General features: G+C 44.9%; 14 protein-coding genes. 5 read left to right on the forward strand and 9 right to left on the reverse strand.

Going from position 1 to position 16,848, the window contains the following annotated elements; translation table 11 throughout:
- The first annotated feature begins 318 nt into the window (after positions 1–318).
- Positions 319–828 (forward strand): disulfide bond formation protein DsbB, encoded by a 510-nt coding sequence (gene dsbB / locus FLM53_RS02855; protein ID WP_176680917.1) that lies wholly within the window; start codon positions 319–321, stop codon positions 826–828.
- Between the two features lie 127 nt (positions 829–955).
- Here dsbB and FLM53_RS02860 read toward each other — a convergent pair whose 3' ends face one another.
- Positions 956–1,576, reverse strand: coding sequence for an SEC-C metal-binding domain-containing protein (locus FLM53_RS02860; protein WP_176680184.1), 621 nt, complete (start codon positions 1,574–1,576; stop codon positions 956–958).
- Between the two features lie 211 nt (positions 1,577–1,787).
- Between FLM53_RS02860 and FLM53_RS02865 the strand changes: the two genes are divergently transcribed.
- Positions 1,788–2,330, forward strand: a complete 543-nt coding sequence (locus FLM53_RS02865) for a type II secretion system protein (protein WP_176680185.1) — start codon at positions 1,788–1,790, stop codon at positions 2,328–2,330.
- Positions 2,331–2,401: 71 nt separating this feature from the next.
- Positions 2,402–3,358 carry a tRNA dihydrouridine(16) synthase DusC gene (gene dusC, locus FLM53_RS02870; RefSeq protein ID WP_176680186.1) on the forward strand — a complete coding sequence of 319 codons (957 nt, stop codon included), beginning with the start codon at positions 2,402–2,404 and terminating at the stop codon, positions 3,356–3,358.
- A 58-nt stretch (positions 3,359–3,416) separates the two neighbouring features.
- Here dusC and FLM53_RS02875 read toward each other — a convergent pair whose 3' ends face one another.
- From FLM53_RS02875 to yfbV, 4 genes are all read right to left on the reverse strand, one after another.
- Entirely contained in the window at positions 3,417–4,883 is a 1,467-nt protein-coding gene (locus FLM53_RS02875; protein ID WP_057621877.1) for a sensor domain-containing diguanylate cyclase, read from the reverse strand.
- Positions 4,884–5,051: 168 nt separating this feature from the next.
- Positions 5,052–6,929, reverse strand: coding sequence for a maltodextrin glucosidase (malZ, locus tag FLM53_RS02880; RefSeq protein ID WP_176680187.1), 1,878 nt, complete (start codon positions 6,927–6,929; stop codon positions 5,052–5,054).
- 190 nt (positions 6,930–7,119) lie between these two features.
- Positions 7,120–8,085: an ABC transporter substrate binding protein gene (locus tag FLM53_RS02885; RefSeq protein ID WP_176680918.1), complete on the reverse strand. Its 966-nt coding sequence runs from the start codon at positions 8,083–8,085 to the stop codon at positions 7,120–7,122.
- 317 nt (positions 8,086–8,402) lie between these two features.
- Entirely contained in the window at positions 8,403–8,855 is a 453-nt protein-coding gene (yfbV, locus tag FLM53_RS02890) for a terminus macrodomain insulation protein YfbV (RefSeq protein ID WP_017062168.1), read from the reverse strand.
- A gap of 343 nt (positions 8,856–9,198) precedes the next feature.
- Here yfbV and FLM53_RS02895 point away from each other — a divergent pair, with 343 nt between their 5' ends.
- Complete coding sequence (locus tag FLM53_RS02895; protein WP_010437209.1) at positions 9,199–10,395, forward strand: acetate kinase; 1,197 nt, start codon at positions 9,199–9,201, stop codon at positions 10,393–10,395.
- A gap of 147 nt (positions 10,396–10,542) precedes the next feature.
- Positions 10,543–12,708, forward strand: coding sequence for a phosphate acetyltransferase (pta, locus tag FLM53_RS02900; protein WP_017632510.1), 2,166 nt, complete (start codon positions 10,543–10,545; stop codon positions 12,706–12,708).
- An 82-nt stretch (positions 12,709–12,790) separates the two neighbouring features.
- On the opposite strand, the gene FLM53_RS02905 is transcribed toward pta, so the two are convergent.
- The 4 genes from FLM53_RS02905 to oppC form a co-directional block, all read right to left on the reverse strand.
- Positions 12,791–13,729 carry a glutathione S-transferase family protein gene (locus FLM53_RS02905; protein ID WP_176680188.1) on the reverse strand — a complete coding sequence of 313 codons (939 nt, stop codon included), beginning with the start codon at positions 13,727–13,729 and terminating at the stop codon, positions 12,791–12,793.
- Positions 13,730–13,933: 204 nt separating this feature from the next.
- Positions 13,934–14,926, reverse strand: coding sequence for a murein tripeptide/oligopeptide ABC transporter ATP binding protein OppF (gene oppF, locus FLM53_RS02910; RefSeq protein ID WP_017632507.1), 993 nt, complete (start codon positions 14,924–14,926; stop codon positions 13,934–13,936).
- Complete coding sequence (locus FLM53_RS02915) at positions 14,923–15,894, reverse strand: ABC transporter ATP-binding protein (protein WP_048659733.1); 972 nt, start codon at positions 15,892–15,894, stop codon at positions 14,923–14,925. Before FLM53_RS02915 ends, oppF begins: the two co-directional genes overlap by 4 nt.
- Before the next feature lie 41 nt (positions 15,895–15,935).
- Positions 15,936–16,838 (reverse strand): oligopeptide ABC transporter permease OppC, encoded by a 903-nt coding sequence (oppC, locus tag FLM53_RS02920; protein WP_048662067.1) that lies wholly within the window; start codon positions 16,836–16,838, stop codon positions 15,936–15,938.
- Positions 16,839–16,848 lie beyond the last annotated feature (10 nt).

Genomic DNA, 16,848 nt, shown 5'->3' on the forward strand with positions numbered 1-16,848 from the left:
ACAGAGGCTTTGATGTGTAGCTAGCCTACATGAGAAGCCGATAACGTAGTAGAAATGACCAGCAAACGCTGCCCGAAGGGTTCGGTTAAAAGCGTTTTACTCTTTGTTGAGAGGAATTTACTTAGAATAACTAGGCTACCTTCCCCTCGCCGCGATTAAAACGCTTTTCTCTCGAACAAAACTTAACCGCGAAAGGTTAACACGCCCTAGCTAATCAAAAATATTAGTTGATTAGGAAACTTATCCAAGATAAAAAGCTCTGAGTAATCAGGGCTTTTTTATTTTATAGACAGGATTCAATTCGTGAACTTTTTAGCAATGATCAAAGACTTCTCTAAGGGACGTTTATCTTGGCTTTTACTGCTGGCTTTTATTGTCTTTTTTGAAGCGTGCGCTCTCTTCTTCCAACACGTGATGATGCTTGGTCCTTGCGTAATGTGTATCTATGAGCGCGTTGCTATGCTCGCTATCGGTGTTGCTGCCATGATTGGTGCTATTGCCCCGAATAACCCAATATCACGCTGGTTAGGCCTTGCTGGTTGGGGATTTGGCGCATACAAAGGTTTGATGCTTGCTTTAGAGCACGTCGATTACCAGTTCAATCCGTCTCCTTTCGCAACCTGTGACTTATTCGTCACCTTCCCTAGCTGGGCGCCTTTGAACCAATGGGCACCTTGGATGTTTGAAGCGTACGGTGACTGCAGCAAGGTGGTGTGGCAGTTCTTCGATCTTTCTATGCCACAGTGGCTTGTGATTATCTTTGCAGGTAACTTGGTGGCTTTCGCTATTGTGGTTATTTCTCAATTTGTTAAGTCGAAAAACGACTAACAGTAAGCCGCTGAAATTTAGAAAACAAAAAAGTCGACCATCAGATCGACTTTTTTATTACTTAAGCTTTTGAACACATAAAGAGAGTCTGCTACTGACTCAAGTAATGTTCATCAACAAACTGCGATTAGCTGTTTTTACCACAGCATTGCTTGAACTTTTTACCACTTTCACATGGGCAAGCATCGTTGCGGCCGATATCTTTAAATGGATTCACGCTCTGCGATTTATTACCTAGCATCGCCTCATCAGCCGCCATTGCCACTTCTGAGATCATCAGATCGACCTGACCCACTAAATCGGCAAGCGATGGCGGGTTTTGAAGCCCAGCCGAAACCATTTGTTGTTGAGTTTGCTCTTCATCAATCGCGAGCATTAATGTCGTCAACAGAGCTTGCAGCATGCGCAGAGTGCCGTCCGCTACCGTTATGCTTTGCCACTGCTCTTCCACTGTCGGCCAAACCATCATAAAACCTTCCGCAAAATCTGCGAACTGCTCATCGAAGTCACCTTCTGCAAACACGTCAGTCAGTAAGTATTCACTACGCTGAATCAGGTTGTGCTGGCGGTTAATCTGTTCCGTCACTAATGTTACAAGCTCTTTGCCCGCTTCAGGAGCTACGATAGCAATCCACTCTTCAGGATCGAGTGGCTTTGTCGCTAAGTTAGACGCAAGGATTGCACCTTCGATAAACTGCGGCGTAATGTCTGAAATAGATTCTGGTAGGCTTAATAATTGATATGTCATGAAAGCTCTGGATATTTGGGCATTTTCGATATTATAACGTTATCCCCGCCAAGATGTCGCCAACCACTTCCCTCTGTTTTCTAACCGATAACGATACGCAAACCATTGCTATTCAGATATTGGCGAGATTTCACTTATTTCGCTTTGATAATCAGAACCTTGGGTGTAAAACGCTTCCATAAACATTTAGTTACATTTAGGCGTGATCAACATGAAATCAAAATCCCAAGGTTTTACATTACTCGAACTTGTCGTTGTGATCGTTATTCTAGGAATATTGGCAGTGACCGCTGCACCTCGATTTCTTGGTGTTCAGAGAGACGCTCATGAAGCATTAGCACAAGGCGCATTTGCTGCGTTCAGAAACAGCATTGATATGTACCATTCTCAATGGCTTGTTGATGGAGAGCCAAATTTTGATCAAGTGGTGAATTACGGTCAAGGTGACATTTATCCTTCTTCTTCAGGATTTCCATTCGCAGTTGGTGATGCTCCAGTCAGCGCTGGTGTAGGATTATCTGGTGACGACTGTGTTGAGCTTTGGAACGCACTAATGACGACCGACCTAACAATAAGAGCCCATGGAAGTTCCGTTTTTCCATCTGAAGAGAATATCGTCGGCTGGTATACTGCAGATCCAAGCTGCTATTACTATTACACGAGTGGTTTTTCATTTGGCGAAGATATCCCGAGACTCAACTACTTCCCACTAACCGGAGAAGTAACCATTACTGCAGATAGTCCTAGCTCATAGTGACAATCCAGTAAGCACACCGTACAATCACGCCTCTTAATTTCAGGACAGAGATGTTTCGGTAGATCAGCATGCGAGTAATACTTGGCCCGATGGAGGGCGTTCTAGACCACCTAATGCGTGAAATTCTCACAGAGATCAATGATTACGATCTCTGTGTCACTGAATTCGTCCGTGTTACGGATCAATTACTGCCACCGCATGTATTCCATCGCTTGTGTCCAGAACTCCACCAAGGCTCACAAACCATGGCTGGTGTTCCTGTCCACGTTCAACTACTTGGACAACACCCCAAGTGGATGGCTGAGAACGCTATCCAAGCTGCAAGTCTTGGCGCAAAAGGCATCGACCTTAACTTTGGTTGCCCAGCAAAAGCGGTAAACAAAAGTAACGGTGGTGCATCTCTGTTGAAAGAGCCAGAGCTTATCTACCAAGTCGTCAAAGCAACGCGAGAAGCAGTGCCTGCACATATCCCTGTTTCCGCGAAGATTCGCTTAGGTTGGGAACACCCAGACGAGTGCTTTGAGATTGTCGATGCTATTGAACAAGCAAAAGCCGACGAACTGACCGTGCATGCAAGAACCAAAACCGGTGGTTACAAGGCCAGTGAAATCAAGTGGGATTACATCAATCAGATCCGTCAGAAAACCTCTCTGCCGCTGATTGCGAATGGTGAGATCTGGAATTACCAAGATGGTCAAGATTGTATCAAAGCCACAGGTATTGATTCATTGATGGTTTGTCGTGGTGCATTTAATGTTCCAAACCTTGGTAACGTCGTTAAACACAACCACCAGCCAATGCCTTGGCAACAAGTTATTGCCCTGCTGCTGCGTTACTCTGAGTTTGAAATTGAAGGTGATAAGGGGCTGTATTATCCAAACCGTGTAAAACAGTGGTTTGTGTATCTACGCAAAGAGTACCCGGAAGCTGAAGAGCTATTTCGTGAGATCAGAACCTATAAAAAAGCGGCTCCAATTGTCGAGCAGATTAAACGTTATCAAGAGCAGTACTGCCAACCTGTTTAAACCTTCGAACAAGCTGGCTGCTCCCTACTTCTAACAATACGCCGATTAAATAACGTGGCTAAAATTCGAGACGATCTTTACCCGTCGTCTTAGCCACATAAAGCTTTTCATCGGCGTACTTAAATATCTCTTCGAAGTTAAGCTTACTTTGCTCTGTTTCTACAATGCAGACACCGCCAGACACGGTGAACCCATTCGGAACAATATCGACTGATTTAGCACTGATTGCGTTTTTAACGCGCTCTAGTGTTCTCATTAGAGTTTCACGGTCATCGCCTTTCATGTAAACGACAAACTCTTCTCCACCAAACCTTGCGGCCACATCGCTACTTCGAACACTGTTACTGATCTGGCGCGACATGTAACGAATCACATCATCACCTTTGTCGTGGCCATAAGTATCATTGATTAACTTGAAATCATCGATGTCAAATACCGTCAAGGCAAACAATTGATCGTGGTCTACGCTTCGCCAAAACGCTTCTAAGCCACGTCGGTTTAACAGCCCTGTCATTGGGTCTTTCGCAGCGAGCTCTTTGAAGTAACCTCGTTCAATAGTCGAATTTACATAGAAAAAGATCGTGACAGAGAAAAGATAGACAATGATAGCAACGATAAGGCTGTCTTTCTCATACACGAAAAAGTGCTCAATCTCTTTGGCAATATCCAATTCGTAATACATGGCATGATGGGATGCGACACCTTCGAGGTTAATCTCATGGTAAAAAGCCGCACTATCAATCGGCGCAGAGCGAGTGGTATCGATAATATCTATCCGACCAGCAAGATGCTCATTAGAGTTCTCAAGCAACCTGCCAGCATTAATATCCACCGACAGCATCCCTTGGTGAACGCCTTTATGGAACACGGGGATGGTCATACTGATCATGCGGTCAAGGGAATCAAAACGATAACCAGGGCCAGAAAGCGTGAGTTGGTCAGGGTTGTTGGCGGTTTTCTGCCAGTAAGGACGACTCTTGATGGTCGAGAGCAGCTCTTTACTGAGTCCTTTGGCAAAATCTTCCGGCGAAGAGATCACATAGCCACTCGTATCAATAAAGTGCACGCCGTCATGGTATTCATCAAGCTGAGATAAAAATGAAAGAATAGGAGCCAGTGCTATCTTCTCTGAGGCGCTCTTGTAGCTGTCACTTGTTTCGGAGCAAAGGGATTCTTGGCCGACCAGCATATAGTCGATATCGACAGAAGGAATGTCTGAGGTTTTACCATCCGCGAGGAGTAACACATCAATAGGCCAGATTTGGCAAAGCCCATCCACCACTTGTTTGTTGTGATCGAGAAAGAGAGGGTTTCCGGATTTGTAGTAGTTGGAGAAGCTGTAGTCTAAGGCAGTCACCACTTTTGTGGTTCTTTTGAACACCTCTTCGATACGATGGAACTCGCTGTCGATGTCTTTTTTAACCGAATCAAAATGGTTCTTTCCGATTAGGCCAAGCAGCATCGTCGCGATCACCGCGGGAAACCCGAAGATAAAGGTAAGGCTAAAGTGCCTATTTACTTTCATATAATTTGCTCTTAGCGCTCAGCTATTTTCATTTACCCCATTAATATTATTACATTAATTGTCATTTCCCACGAGGTAAAAGAGTGTAAATTGATATGAATCGATCTTTCCCATTCACTCAGAGCTTTAAAAACTAGCCCAGACTAAGCAGGGCTAGTCTTGAGTGATTTAATCCAGTTTATTGCCGACGTCAAAAATCATCGACTGCATCGCTGGAATAACAATATCTACGGTACCGTTACAGATCAAAACACGTTCTATTTGACCAAGCAAAGCGACCAGTTCACCTTGCTCTTGTCCAAGCATCCATACAGGTAAAACTAGCGACTTTTCTTTGTTAGACAAGTTTAGTACAACTAAGGTCTTTTCCCCTTTCAGGCAACGCGCAAACACTAAAGTTTCAGCGTCACAATACAACTCTAAGTAAGCACCACTTTGTAAGCTTCTGCGTTCAGTTCGCAAACTTATCAACGCTTGATGGAATGAGAACCAATGAGAGGTTTGCTCTGCTCCCCACGGAAAACATCTTCGATTATCCGGATCTTGACCGCCTTCTAAACCCACCTCGGTTCCATAGTACAAACACGGCGTCCCAACGTAAGTGAATAATAAAGTCAAAGCCAACTTCTGCTTCGCTTCATCGCCATTAAGAAGCGTCAACATCCGCGCCGTATCGTGGCTATCCAATTGATTCAGTTGCGATAACTGATTCAGCCATGGCACCTTAGCTCTTGCTTCTGCTAACCAATCAGAGAAAGCGAACATATCAATATTGATGGGCTCATAAGCGATATCTTGTTTTGCTAATAACGCGCGTACCGGATGGGCAAAACCATAGTAGTTCATTGACCCGTCTTCTTGCTCTCCCTGTAACCATTGGCTGGCCTCAAAGAAATGCTCTCCCAAGATATAAGCCTCTGAGTTCTCGGCCTTTGCTGAGTCACGGAATGCCTTTACATAATGTGCATTGTTATAGGCGCCTTCGCCTTCCCCTAGCATATGGATCACATCGAAACGCCAACCATCGATATGGTAAGGCGCTTTCAGCCAATGTTTGATCACTGACTCTTCGGATTGGTAGATATGATCTCGAACCGCTTCGTTAGAGAAATTTAAAACAGGAAGCGATGAGATCCCTTTCCATCCTACGTACTTCTTCGAATCACTTGGTTCGAAAAAATAGTAGTCATGATAAGGAGAATCAGAATGACCATAAGCCCCTTTCTCTGAGTTCAGACTTGAACTTGAAATGCTGGTTTTTAGCTTATCAAACCATGGGTGCTCGACCGATGTATGGTTGAATACGGCATCTAAGACAATTTTCATGTCACGAGCATGAATGTCGCTAGAGAGCGTCGCGAACTCTTCATTCGTGCCAAAGTGTGGGTCGACCTTGTAGTAATCGGTCGTGTCGTATTTGTGATTACTCGGTGATTGGAAGATCGGGTTTAGGTATAAGGCGGTAATACCTAGATCTTGTAAGTAGTCTAGCTTGTTGTGAATGCCCGCTAAGTCGCCACCAAAAAACTCAGCAGCCCCTGTTCCATTGTGTCCTTCAACAGAATCGCCCCACTCTTTCACAACGACATCTAATGTGTTTTCTTTTAAGCGATATTCCCCCGCTTTAACACTGATACTCGGGTTACCATTGCAAAAACGTTCAGGAAAGATTTGATAGAAGACCTGCTCCGAGACCCATGATGGTGGGCAGTGATGGGCATTAAACTTGAAATGAAATTCACGGCTTGGAACACGACTATGTACACCCCTAGCATCAAGCCAGTGCTGTTCTGTTGAGTCGACTAACTTGAACACATAGTGAGTAATATCTCTGTCTGAATTAACTGGAAAAGAGACTTGCCACATGGTCAATCGACCTTCAGTACCGACTTTGCTCATATCAAGCAGGTACTCTTCGTTATCCGGCTCATGCCTCAACAGAACCCGATTCCAATCACTGCGGTCAGTCATTAACTTAACAGTCAGAATGCCGTCTTTTTCGTGGAAGTAGTCGGGGGTTTGCGCATGAAAGATAAATGGCTTCATAGTGGTTCTCGAGCAATGTTTAATTTGCTTAAGATATGAAATTATTTGTTGGCGACAATCAGAAAAATATCGTCAGTCAAAGTAGATCACGCTTTGTAGACCCACTTTGTTTTCAGTAAGACGATTTCTCTCATAATGATCAAATGAAAAGACCAGTAACCAAGCATAGATCGCGTTTGAAGTAGACCTATTAACGACTGACTACCGCGCGGTCGATCACTGATTGAGGCAATGTCACACCTAACTCACGAGCAGCTTCCAAATTCACCACCAGTTGTGAGCTTTGTGCTGTTTTAACGCTCAATTTTCCAGGCTTTTGTCCGTTGAGGATAGCTGCTACATAGTCCGCAGTTTGTACCCCAACGTCATAGTAATCTAGACCTAAACCTGCAATAGCGCCCTTTCCTACGTAAGATGTAGCGCCTGCGACGACAGGTGTATCTGCTTGGTTAGCCGCGTTGATAAGACCTTCCATCCCACTCGCAACAGTGTTGTCCGTTAAGGCGTAGATAACATCCGATTTCTTTGCCACTGATTCTGCTTTTGATTCCACATCATCAATGGTGAGTACTCTTTCTGTGTAAAGAGTAAAACCGAAGTCTCGCGTCGCTTTCTTTAATAGTCCAACCAAGGCAACTGCATTTGCTTCTGCCGGGTTGTACACAACACCGATTGAGTTAGCTTCAGGAAGCAGTTCTTTGATTAATGACACATGCTGAGTGATCGGAGATAAGTCAGAAAGCCCTGTGACATTACGCCCCGGCTTTTCTAATTGTTTGACGAGCCTAGCGCCGATAGGATCCGTAACCGCGGTAAACACAATAGGAATAGAGCGAGTCGCCGACACTAAGGCTTGTGAGGTCGGTGTTGCGATACCAACCAATACATGGGGATTTTCACTGACGAGCTCTCTGGCAATTTTGGCAGCTTGCGCTGGATTCCCATCCGCCATTTCATAAGAAAACTCTAAGTTCTTTCCGGGTTCATAGCCTTTAGCTCTTAATCCTTCAAGAAGCCCTAAGCGTGTTGCATTCAAATCTGGATGATCTACGACTTGTGACACCGATACCTTGGCAATATTTGCTGCCACACCACTAGCCCATAGCAACAGGCAACCGCTTAACGCAACCGTTAATACTTTTCTTACAGACCCCATCAATACTCCCTTCATCAAGCGCTCGTTGTTATTGCTCGATCTAGAGAGAACACAACATTAAATTCACTATTGATATTATTACCAGTAACTTTTGATAACTTGAAGTGATATTTAACAAAAACACAACAAAGCTCGAATTATGCGTCAAAAGGTTGGTTGGGTTGAATCTCTAGGTAAGAAACGAAGTGAATAGAAAGAGGCAAATAAAACAAGCAACAAAAGTAAGATGAACAAACAGAGTCAAGAGGAACGAATCTGAGAACATGCCATCAACTCTGTATAGCTGTTCTCAGACGATAGGGAGAAGTGAGGTTTTCTTAGAACCAGCGTTCCATTGAAGATTTGTCTAACTGACGGAATGCTCGATTCAGAATAATCGCCAATTCCTTATAACGGGGGCGTGGCTTCATTGGCTCTAACGCAAAACCCGTTTCAGTGATCTTCTCATGCAGTTCGCGATACCACGATACTAACGCTGGCGGAAGTTGTGTATTTGAGCGATTACCTAACCACCACATGCCTTGAAGTGGCAAACTAATAGCAAACAAAGCCATAACCACTGCTTGTGGCATCGCTTGGTAATTATTAAAGACCATTTGCGTAAGAACGCTGATAGCAGCTATCGCGGGCATCACCTTTACACCAAAGCGCGTCGCTTTAATTATGCGTTGCTCAGGGAAAATAGCGTTTAACTCTTTTCGAACAGGCCAGAGATCCATGTACTTTTGGCCATCTTTTAAACTGCTAGCTAAACCAACTCTATTGCTCATCTGAGTCTCCCATTAAAAAAAAGTTGAAATCATCAACTAAAAACACAAAAATTTGACGAAAAATAATATTCTTTCAAATTTTTTTGTTATATTTGCACAATATCGCTATTATTTGCAGACCTCAATCTCATTGTTGCCCTTATTTACAATTTAAGCAACTTTGAGAAGACTTCTGCAAGGAATGCACAAGCCTCTTTTTTTGAAAAAGTGCGCTTTCACTTTATACGGAAATTAACGTTTTTTTGACCAAGGTTAGTACGCAAGCTACCGTGCTTCGTCTATTCTTGAGATTAATTTTCATCCTTAACTGATTTCGATCAGAAAAATTAACAGGTAGTCATTAATGTCTAAGCTAGTTTTAGTTTTAAACTGTGGTAGTTCTTCTCTTAAATTCGCTGTGGTTGATGCAGAAACAGGTGCTGAGCACCTAACTGGTCTTGCTGAGTGTCTGGGTCTCCCAGAAGCTCGTATGAAGTGGAAACTTGATGGCAAGCACGAAGCACAACTAGGCGCGGGCGCAGCTCACGTAGAAGCACTATCTTTCATGGTAGAAACTATTCTTGCTTCTAAGCCTGAGCTTAAAGCTAACCTTGGCGCTATCGGTCACCGTATCGTACACGGTGGCGAGCAGTTCACTTCTTCTGCACTTATCACTGATGAAGTACTTAAGGGTATTCAAGACGCTGCGACTTTCGCACCTCTTCACAACCCAGCTCACCTTATCGGTATCGAAGCGGCTCAACAGAACTTCCCAGGCCTTAAAAACGTTGCTGTATTCGACACTGCGTTCCACCAAACAATGCCTTCTGAGTCTTACCTATACGCTCTACCGTACAACCTGTACAAAGAGCACGGCATCCGTCGTTACGGCATGCACGGTACTTCTCACCTATTCATCACTCGTGAAGTTGCAGGCCTACTAAACAAGCCAGTTGAAGAAGTTAACATCATCAACTGTCACCTAGGTAACGGCGCTTCTGTATGTGCTATCAAGAACGGTCAATCTGTAGATACTTCTATGGGTCTTACTCCTCTTGAAGGTCTTGTAATGGGTACTCGTTGTGGTGACCTAGATCCTGCGATCATCTTTCACCTACACGACGCTCTTGGTTACTCTGTTGAAGAAATCAACAACATGCTAACTAAAGAGTCTGGTCTTGCTGGTCTAACTGAAGTGACTTCTGACTGTCGTTTCGTTGAAGACAACTACGGTGAGAAAGAAGAAGCAACTCGTGCAATGGACGTGTTCTGTCACCGTCTAGCTAAGTACGTAGCTGGTTACACTGCAACTCTAGAAGGTCGTCTAGACGCAATCACTTTCACTGGCGGCATCGGCGAGAACTCTGGCCCAATCCGTGAAATGGTTCTTAACCGCCTAGGCATCTTCGGCATCGAAGTTGACGGTGAAGCTAACCTTAAAGCTCGTTTCGGCGGCGAAGGTACTATCACTACAGCTAACAGCCGTATCCCTGCAATGGTTATCTCTACTAACGAAGAGCTAGTAATTGCTGAAGACACTGCGAAACTAGCAGGTCTTTAATTGATTTTCCTGACTAGCTTCACTCGAAGCTAGTCAGTTTTTCATATCAAGAAAATGGGGCTCAACTTCTATTCCTACCCCAATTTAAATATCGGTGGGAATAGCAGTTGAGCTTTTTTTATTTCCAATAGTCAAAGGTGTTCGTCAATGTCACGTACTATTATGCTTATCCCTACAAGCGCTGGTGTTGGTCTTACTAGTGTTAGCATGGGTGTTCTTCGCGCTATGGAGCGTAAGGGCGTAAGTGTTTCTTTCTACAAGCCAATCGCTCAACCTCGCAGCGGTGGTGATCAACCAGATCTAACGTCTACTATTATCAGCGTAAACAGCGACATTAAGATTGGTGAGCCAATCGCAATGACTAAAGCTGAAGCTTTGATCGGTAGCGAAAAAATGGACGTACTTCTTGAGTCTGTTGTTGAGCAATACAACAAGATCAACAAAGACGCAGAAGTAACGCTAATCGAAGGTCTAGTACCTACTCGTAAGCACCCATTTGCTAACCAAGTAAACGCGGAAATCGCGAAGACACTTGGTGCGGAGATCGTATTCGTTGCGACTCCTGGTACTGACAACCCTACGCAACTTAAAGAGCGTATCGAAGTAGCATGTTCTAACTTCGGCGGTACTAAGAACAAGAACATCAAAGGCGTAATCATCAACAAGCTTAACGCTCCTGTTGATGAAGCTGGCCGTACTCGCCCTGACCTATCTGAAATCTTCGACGATGCAGATACAGCTCAGCAAGCGAACCTTGAAGTAATGCAAATCTTCAACTCTAGCCCTATCCGTGTTCTTGGCTGTGTGCCATGGAGCATCGACCTAATCGCAACTCGTGCGGTTGATATGGCTAAACACCTTAACGCTGAAATCATCAACGAAGGTGAAATCGCAACTCGTCGTATTAAGAGCATCACTTTCTGTGCACGTTCTCTACCGCACATGATTGAGCACTTTAAGCCAGGTTCACTGCTAGTAACTTCTGCAGACCGTCCTGACGTTATCGTTGCTGCGGCTCTTGCTGCGAAAAACGGTGTTGAGATTGGCGCAATCCTGCTTACTGGCGGTTACGACATCCCAGAAAGCATTGCTAACCTATGTGCACCAGCATTCGCTTCAGGTCTACCGATCTTCAAAGCGCAAGGTAACACTTGGCAGACGTCTCTTAACCTACAGAGCTTCAACCTAGAAGTTCCTGCAGACGATAAAGAGCGTATCGAGTTCGTTAACGATCACGTTGCAAGCCACATCGATGGCCCTTGGATTGATTCTCTATCTGAAGGCACTCAAGGCATCCGTCGTCTAAGCCCACCAGCATTCCGTTACCAGCTAACTGAATTTGCTCGTAAAGCGGCTAAGCGCATCGTTCTTCCTGAAGGTGATGAGCCACGTACAGTTAAAGCTGCGGCTATCTGTGCTGAGCGCGGTATCGCGACTTGTGTACTTCTAGGTAACCCAGAAGAAATCCGTCGTGTTGCTGCACAGCAAGGTGTTGAGCTTGGCGCTGGCGTTGAGATCATCGATTCTGCATCAGTTCGCGAAAACTACGTAGCTCGTCTAGTAGAACTTCGTGGCGCTAAAGGTATGACTGAAGTTGTAGCTCGTGAGAAGCTAGAAGATTCAGTATTCCTAGGTACTATGATGCTTGAAGCTGGTGAAGTTGACGGCCTAGTTTCTGGTGCTGTTCACACAACGGCGAACACTATCGTTCCTCCGTTCCAGATCATCAAGACTGCTCCTGATGCTTCTATCGTATCTTCAATCTTCTTCATGCTTCTGCCTGATCAAGTTCTTGTATACGGTGACTGTGCGATCAACCCAGATCCAACAGCTGAACAGCTTGCTGAAATCGCTATCCAATCTGCAGATTCTGCTGCGGCATTCGGTATCGACCCACGCGTTGCTATGATCTCTTACTCTACTGGTGAATCTGGTAAGGGTGCAGATGTAGATAAAGTACGTGAAGCAACTAAGATTGCTCAAGAGAAACGTCCAGATCTAGTGATCGACGGCCCTCTACAGTACGACGCGGCTATCATGGAAAACGTTGCTGCTTCTAAAGCACCAAACTCTCCAGTAGCAGGTAAAGCGACTGTATTCGTATTCCCAGACCTAAACACTGGTAACACGACTTACAAAGCGGTACAGCGTTCAGCAGACCTAGTGTCTATCGGTCCAATGCTTCAAGGTATGCGCAAGCCAGTAAATGACTTGTCTCGTGGTGCTCTAGTAGACGATATCGTTTACACAGTAGCTCTAACGGCTATCCAAGCAGACCAAGCAGCTCAAGCTGAAGAAAAAGTAATTAACTAATTTTTCTTTAGTAGAAAGCAAAAACCCTAGATGTTTATCTAGGGTTTTTTTATGTCTGGAGTAAAGGAGCTAACTGGTAAGCCTAGCCTCGGCCATGTGGCGATTCTAAATCTAGCGCGGGTCCTTTAGGAACAACCTGAGTTGGATTAATGCCCGTGTGGCTGTAATAGTAGTGACGTTTGATATGGTAAAAATCGGTCGTCTCTTTGATGCCTTCGATCTGATACAGCTCTTTTAGGTAACCCTGAATATTTGCATAGTCCGCAATTCGCTGCTTGTTACACTTGAAGTGACCTACATACACAGCATCGAATCGAACCAAAGTAGTAAACAACCTCCAATCCGCTTCTGTAATCTCGTTACCCGCCAGATAACGGTGTTCGCCAAGATGGGCATCCACTTTATCTAACGCTTCAAATAACGCGTCATACGCTTCTTCATAAGCCTCTTGTGTGGTCGCAAAGCCGGTACGATAAACGCCGTTATTGATGTTCGGATAGATGTTGTCGTTCCATTCGTCAATCTTGCTCGCCAATTCCCATGGGTAGTAGTCGTCGGTGTTACCCGTTAGCTCATTAAATTCTGAGTTAAACATGCGGATGATTTCAGACGACTCGTTGCTCACAATGGTGTTGGTTTTCTTATCCCATAAAACAGGAACTGTGACTCGACCTGTATAGTCCGGTTTGGCTTGGGTGTAGATTTGGTGCATGCGAGTGTGACCAAACAGAGGCTCAGGCAAGCCCATTTGCCACCCTTCACTCATCATGTCAGGGCAAACTACTGTCACGTCGATGTGATCGGTTAGGTCTTTCAGTTCACGGAAGATCAGCGTGCGATGCGCCCACGGACAAGCTAACGATACGTATAGGTGGTAACGACCACTTTCTGGCTCAAATTGCGCTCCGGCTTTGTTTTCAACCCAGTTGCGAAAGCCCGCATCTTCACGAACGAATTTACCACCACTTTCTTTGGTGTCGTACCACACATCGTGCCAAACACCTTCAACTAACTTGCCCATATCCAAACCTCTGTGATGCTAACTTTTCTCTAGTATAAAAAAAGCCAACTTTTTCAAAACTAGAAGAAGTTGGCTTAGTTGTTCGAATATTTTGATGAAGCTTGTTGCGCTGACCAATAAGCCTAAACTTAAGACAAAAAAAGCGCGACTCTAATAACTAGTCGCGCTTAAGCCTGTCACAGGCTGAACCGTTTTAAATAGGCTCTAGACTTGTACGTGCAAGCAAGATACTGCGTGAACGTCATCGCCTTGAATCGTTGGCTTAGTTTGCGCACACGCCTCTGTTGCTTGTGGGCAACGAGTACGGAACACACAACCTGATGGCGGATTGATTGGTGACGGTAGATCACCTTCCAACATCTGAATGGTTTTGCTGCGCTCTAAGCGTGGGTCAGGGATCGGAACTGCAGACATCAACGCTTTGGTGTACGGGTGCTTAGGATCAGAGAACAACGCATCTGATTCGCCAAGTTCTACCGCGTTGCCTAAATACATCACCAACACGCGGTCAGAAATGTGTTTAACAACCGACAAATCGTGCGCGATGAATACCAAAGACAAACCTAGCTCTTTTTGTAGCTCCTTCAGAAGGTTAACTACTTGAGCTTGGATAGATACGTCCAATGCTGAAACTGGCTCATCACAGATGATCATCTTAGGCTTCAAGATAAGAGCACGTGCAATGCCGATACGCTGACACTGGCCACCAGAGAACTCATGCGGGTAACGATTGATTACGTTTGGTAGTAGACCAACCTTTGCCATCATCTCTTTAACTCGGTCCTTCACTTCCTGTTTAGAAAGTTCTGGGTAAAAAGTTTCTAGAGGCTCGGCAATAATGTCACCAACAGACATACGCGGGTTAAGCGATGCTAGTGGGTCTTGGAAGATCATCTGAATCTCTTTACGAGTTTCACGACGCTGTACTTCCTGCATTTTAGTTAGGTCTTGACCTAACCACATAACTTCGCCGTCTGTCGCTTCAACCAAACCAATGATTGCACGAGCAAATGTCGATTTACCACAACCAGACTCACCTACTACACCCAGCGTTTCCCCTTCGTAAAGGTGAATATCAACGCCATCAACGGCTTTCAGGTTTGACGGTTTTGCCCAAGGCCACGCTGATTTAGCTGCGATGCTAAAGTGAACTTTCAGGTCTTTAATATCTAATAATAACTGCTTATCTACACTCATTTTGTCCAAGTCTCCCAGTCAGAAAAACAAGCACGCTGACGGTCATTACCAAATGGCGTCAAAATAGGTGCTTCTTGCTTACAACGGTCCATTACGCGGTGACAACGATCTTGGTAAGGACAGCCTGTTGGCAGGCGAAGTAAGTTTGGTGGATTACCTGGAATAGTCGGTAGAATTTCACCTTCTGTATCCAAACGAGGAATCGCTTTCAGTAGGCCCTCTGCGTATGGGTGGCTTGGCTCGTAGAAGATTTCATCAACCGTGCCGTACTCCATTGTACGACCAGCGTACATCACAAGTACCTTGTCACATGAACCTGCAACCACACCCAAATCGTGGGTGATCATGATGATTGCCGTGTTGAACTCATCTTTCAATTCGTTCAGCAATTCCATGATTTGTGCTTGAATAGTTACATCCAAAGCGGTTGTTGGTTCATCAGCGATAAGCAATTTAGGACGACACAATAGTGCCATTGCGATCATCACACGCTGACGCATACCGCCAGAAAATTCGTGTGGGTACATGGTGATACGCTTGCGGGCTTCAGGGATTTTAACCGCTTCAAGCATGCGTACTGATTCTTCAAATGCCTCTGCTTTACCCATGCCTTTGTGCAGCATAAGAACTTCCATCAACTGATCACTTACTTTCATGTAAGGGTTCAGTGATGTCATCGGATCTTGGAAGATCATCGCGATCTGTTCAGCACGAACTTTGTTCAGCTCCTTCTCTGGAAGGTTAAGAATCTCTTTACCTTCAAACTTCGCGCTACCCGAGATGATGCCGTTCTTAGCCAGCAGACCCATGATAGAGAATACAGTTTGTGATTTACCTGAACCTGACTCACCCACGATACCCAGCGTTTCGCCTTGGTTGAGTGAGAAGTTCAGGTCGTTTACTGCGGTTACGATACCATCTTGCGTGGTAAATTCGACGCGCAGATCTTTGACATCTAATAAGCTCATTATTGCTTCCTTAATCTTTTATAGCTTTTAATTGCTATTTTTTATCTGTCTTTTGGATCAAGCGCGTCGCGCAGACCATCACCTACGTAGTTAAAGCAGAACAGCGTAACTACCATGAATGCCGCAGGGAACGTCAATTGCCAGATAGCAACTTCCATTGTTTGCGAACCTTCTTGAAGCAATGCGCCCCAGCTTGTCATAGGCTCTTGAACACCAAGACCAAGGAAAGATAAGAATGATTCTGTAAGGATCATGCTTGGAATAAGCAGCGTAGAGTAAACCGCTACGATACCCAGTACGTTTGGTACGATGTGACGTGTAATGATCTTCCATTTGCTCACACCACATACGTGTGCTGCTTCAATGAACTCTTTACTACGTAAGCTCAGCGTTTGACCACGTACAATACGCGCCATATCTAGCCAAGCAATCGCACCAATAGCAACGAAGATTAGAATGATGTTACGACCAAAGAATGTTACTAGAACGATAACTAGGAACATGAATGGAACCGCGTACAAAATCTCTAGGATACGCATCATCACTCGGTCAGTACGACCACCGATGAAGCCAGAAGCAGCACCGTAAAGCGTACCAATAAGTACCGCTACGAAGGCACCCATCACACCAACCATTAGTGAGATACGGCCACCGATAAGCGTACGAACGTATAAGTCACGGCCTAAGCTATCTGTACCAAACCAGTGATCCGCGTTTGGACCTACGTGCATTGCGTACCAGTCAGTATCATCATAAGTGTACTGAGCTAGCATCGGTAAGAAGATAACTGCCAGTACCATAATGGTAAGGATGAACAGGCTGACCATCGCAGCTTTGTTACGCATGAAACGAATGCGTGCATCCTGCCACAAACTACGACCTTCAATCTCTAAACTCTCAGAGAACTTTTCGATCGCTTCTAAATTTTCTTTTTTCTTCAACATAACCAGTCCC

This window comes from Vibrio sp. Scap24, from assembly GCF_013394185.1.
In the GTDB taxonomy this organism is placed as follows: domain Bacteria; phylum Pseudomonadota; class Gammaproteobacteria; order Enterobacterales; family Vibrionaceae; genus Vibrio; species Vibrio pomeroyi.

Coding starts and splice junctions, on each gene's coding strand:
- dsbB (WP_176680917.1), top strand. CDS start 319: ATGATCAAAGACTTCTCTAAGGGACGTTTATCTTGGCTTTTACTGCTG.
- FLM53_RS02860 (WP_176680184.1), bottom strand. CDS start 1,576: ATGACATATCAATTATTAAGCCTACCAGAATCTATTTCAGACATTACG.
- FLM53_RS02865 (WP_176680185.1), top strand. CDS start 1,788: ATGAAATCAAAATCCCAAGGTTTTACATTACTCGAACTTGTCGTTGTG.
- dusC (WP_176680186.1), top strand. CDS start 2,402: ATGCGAGTAATACTTGGCCCGATGGAGGGCGTTCTAGACCACCTAATG.
- FLM53_RS02875 (WP_057621877.1), bottom strand. CDS start 4,883: ATGAAAGTAAATAGGCACTTTAGCCTTACCTTTATCTTCGGGTTTCCC.
- malZ (WP_176680187.1), bottom strand. CDS start 6,929: ATGAAGCCATTTATCTTTCATGCGCAAACCCCCGACTACTTCCACGAA.
- FLM53_RS02885 (WP_176680918.1), bottom strand. CDS start 8,085: ATGGGGTCTGTAAGAAAAGTATTAACGGTTGCGTTAAGCGGTTGCCTG.
- yfbV (WP_017062168.1), bottom strand. CDS start 8,855: ATGAGCAATAGAGTTGGTTTAGCTAGCAGTTTAAAAGATGGCCAAAAG.
- FLM53_RS02895 (WP_010437209.1), top strand. CDS start 9,199: ATGTCTAAGCTAGTTTTAGTTTTAAACTGTGGTAGTTCTTCTCTTAAA.
- pta (WP_017632510.1), top strand. CDS start 10,543: ATGTCACGTACTATTATGCTTATCCCTACAAGCGCTGGTGTTGGTCTT.
- FLM53_RS02905 (WP_176680188.1), bottom strand. CDS start 13,729: ATGGGCAAGTTAGTTGAAGGTGTTTGGCACGATGTGTGGTACGACACC.
- oppF (WP_017632507.1), bottom strand. CDS start 14,926: ATGAGTGTAGATAAGCAGTTATTATTAGATATTAAAGACCTGAAAGTT.
- FLM53_RS02915 (WP_048659733.1), bottom strand. CDS start 15,894: ATGAGCTTATTAGATGTCAAAGATCTGCGCGTCGAATTTACCACGCAA.
- oppC (WP_048662067.1), bottom strand. CDS start 16,838: ATGTTGAAGAAAAAAGAAAATTTAGAAGCGATCGAAAAGTTCTCTGAG.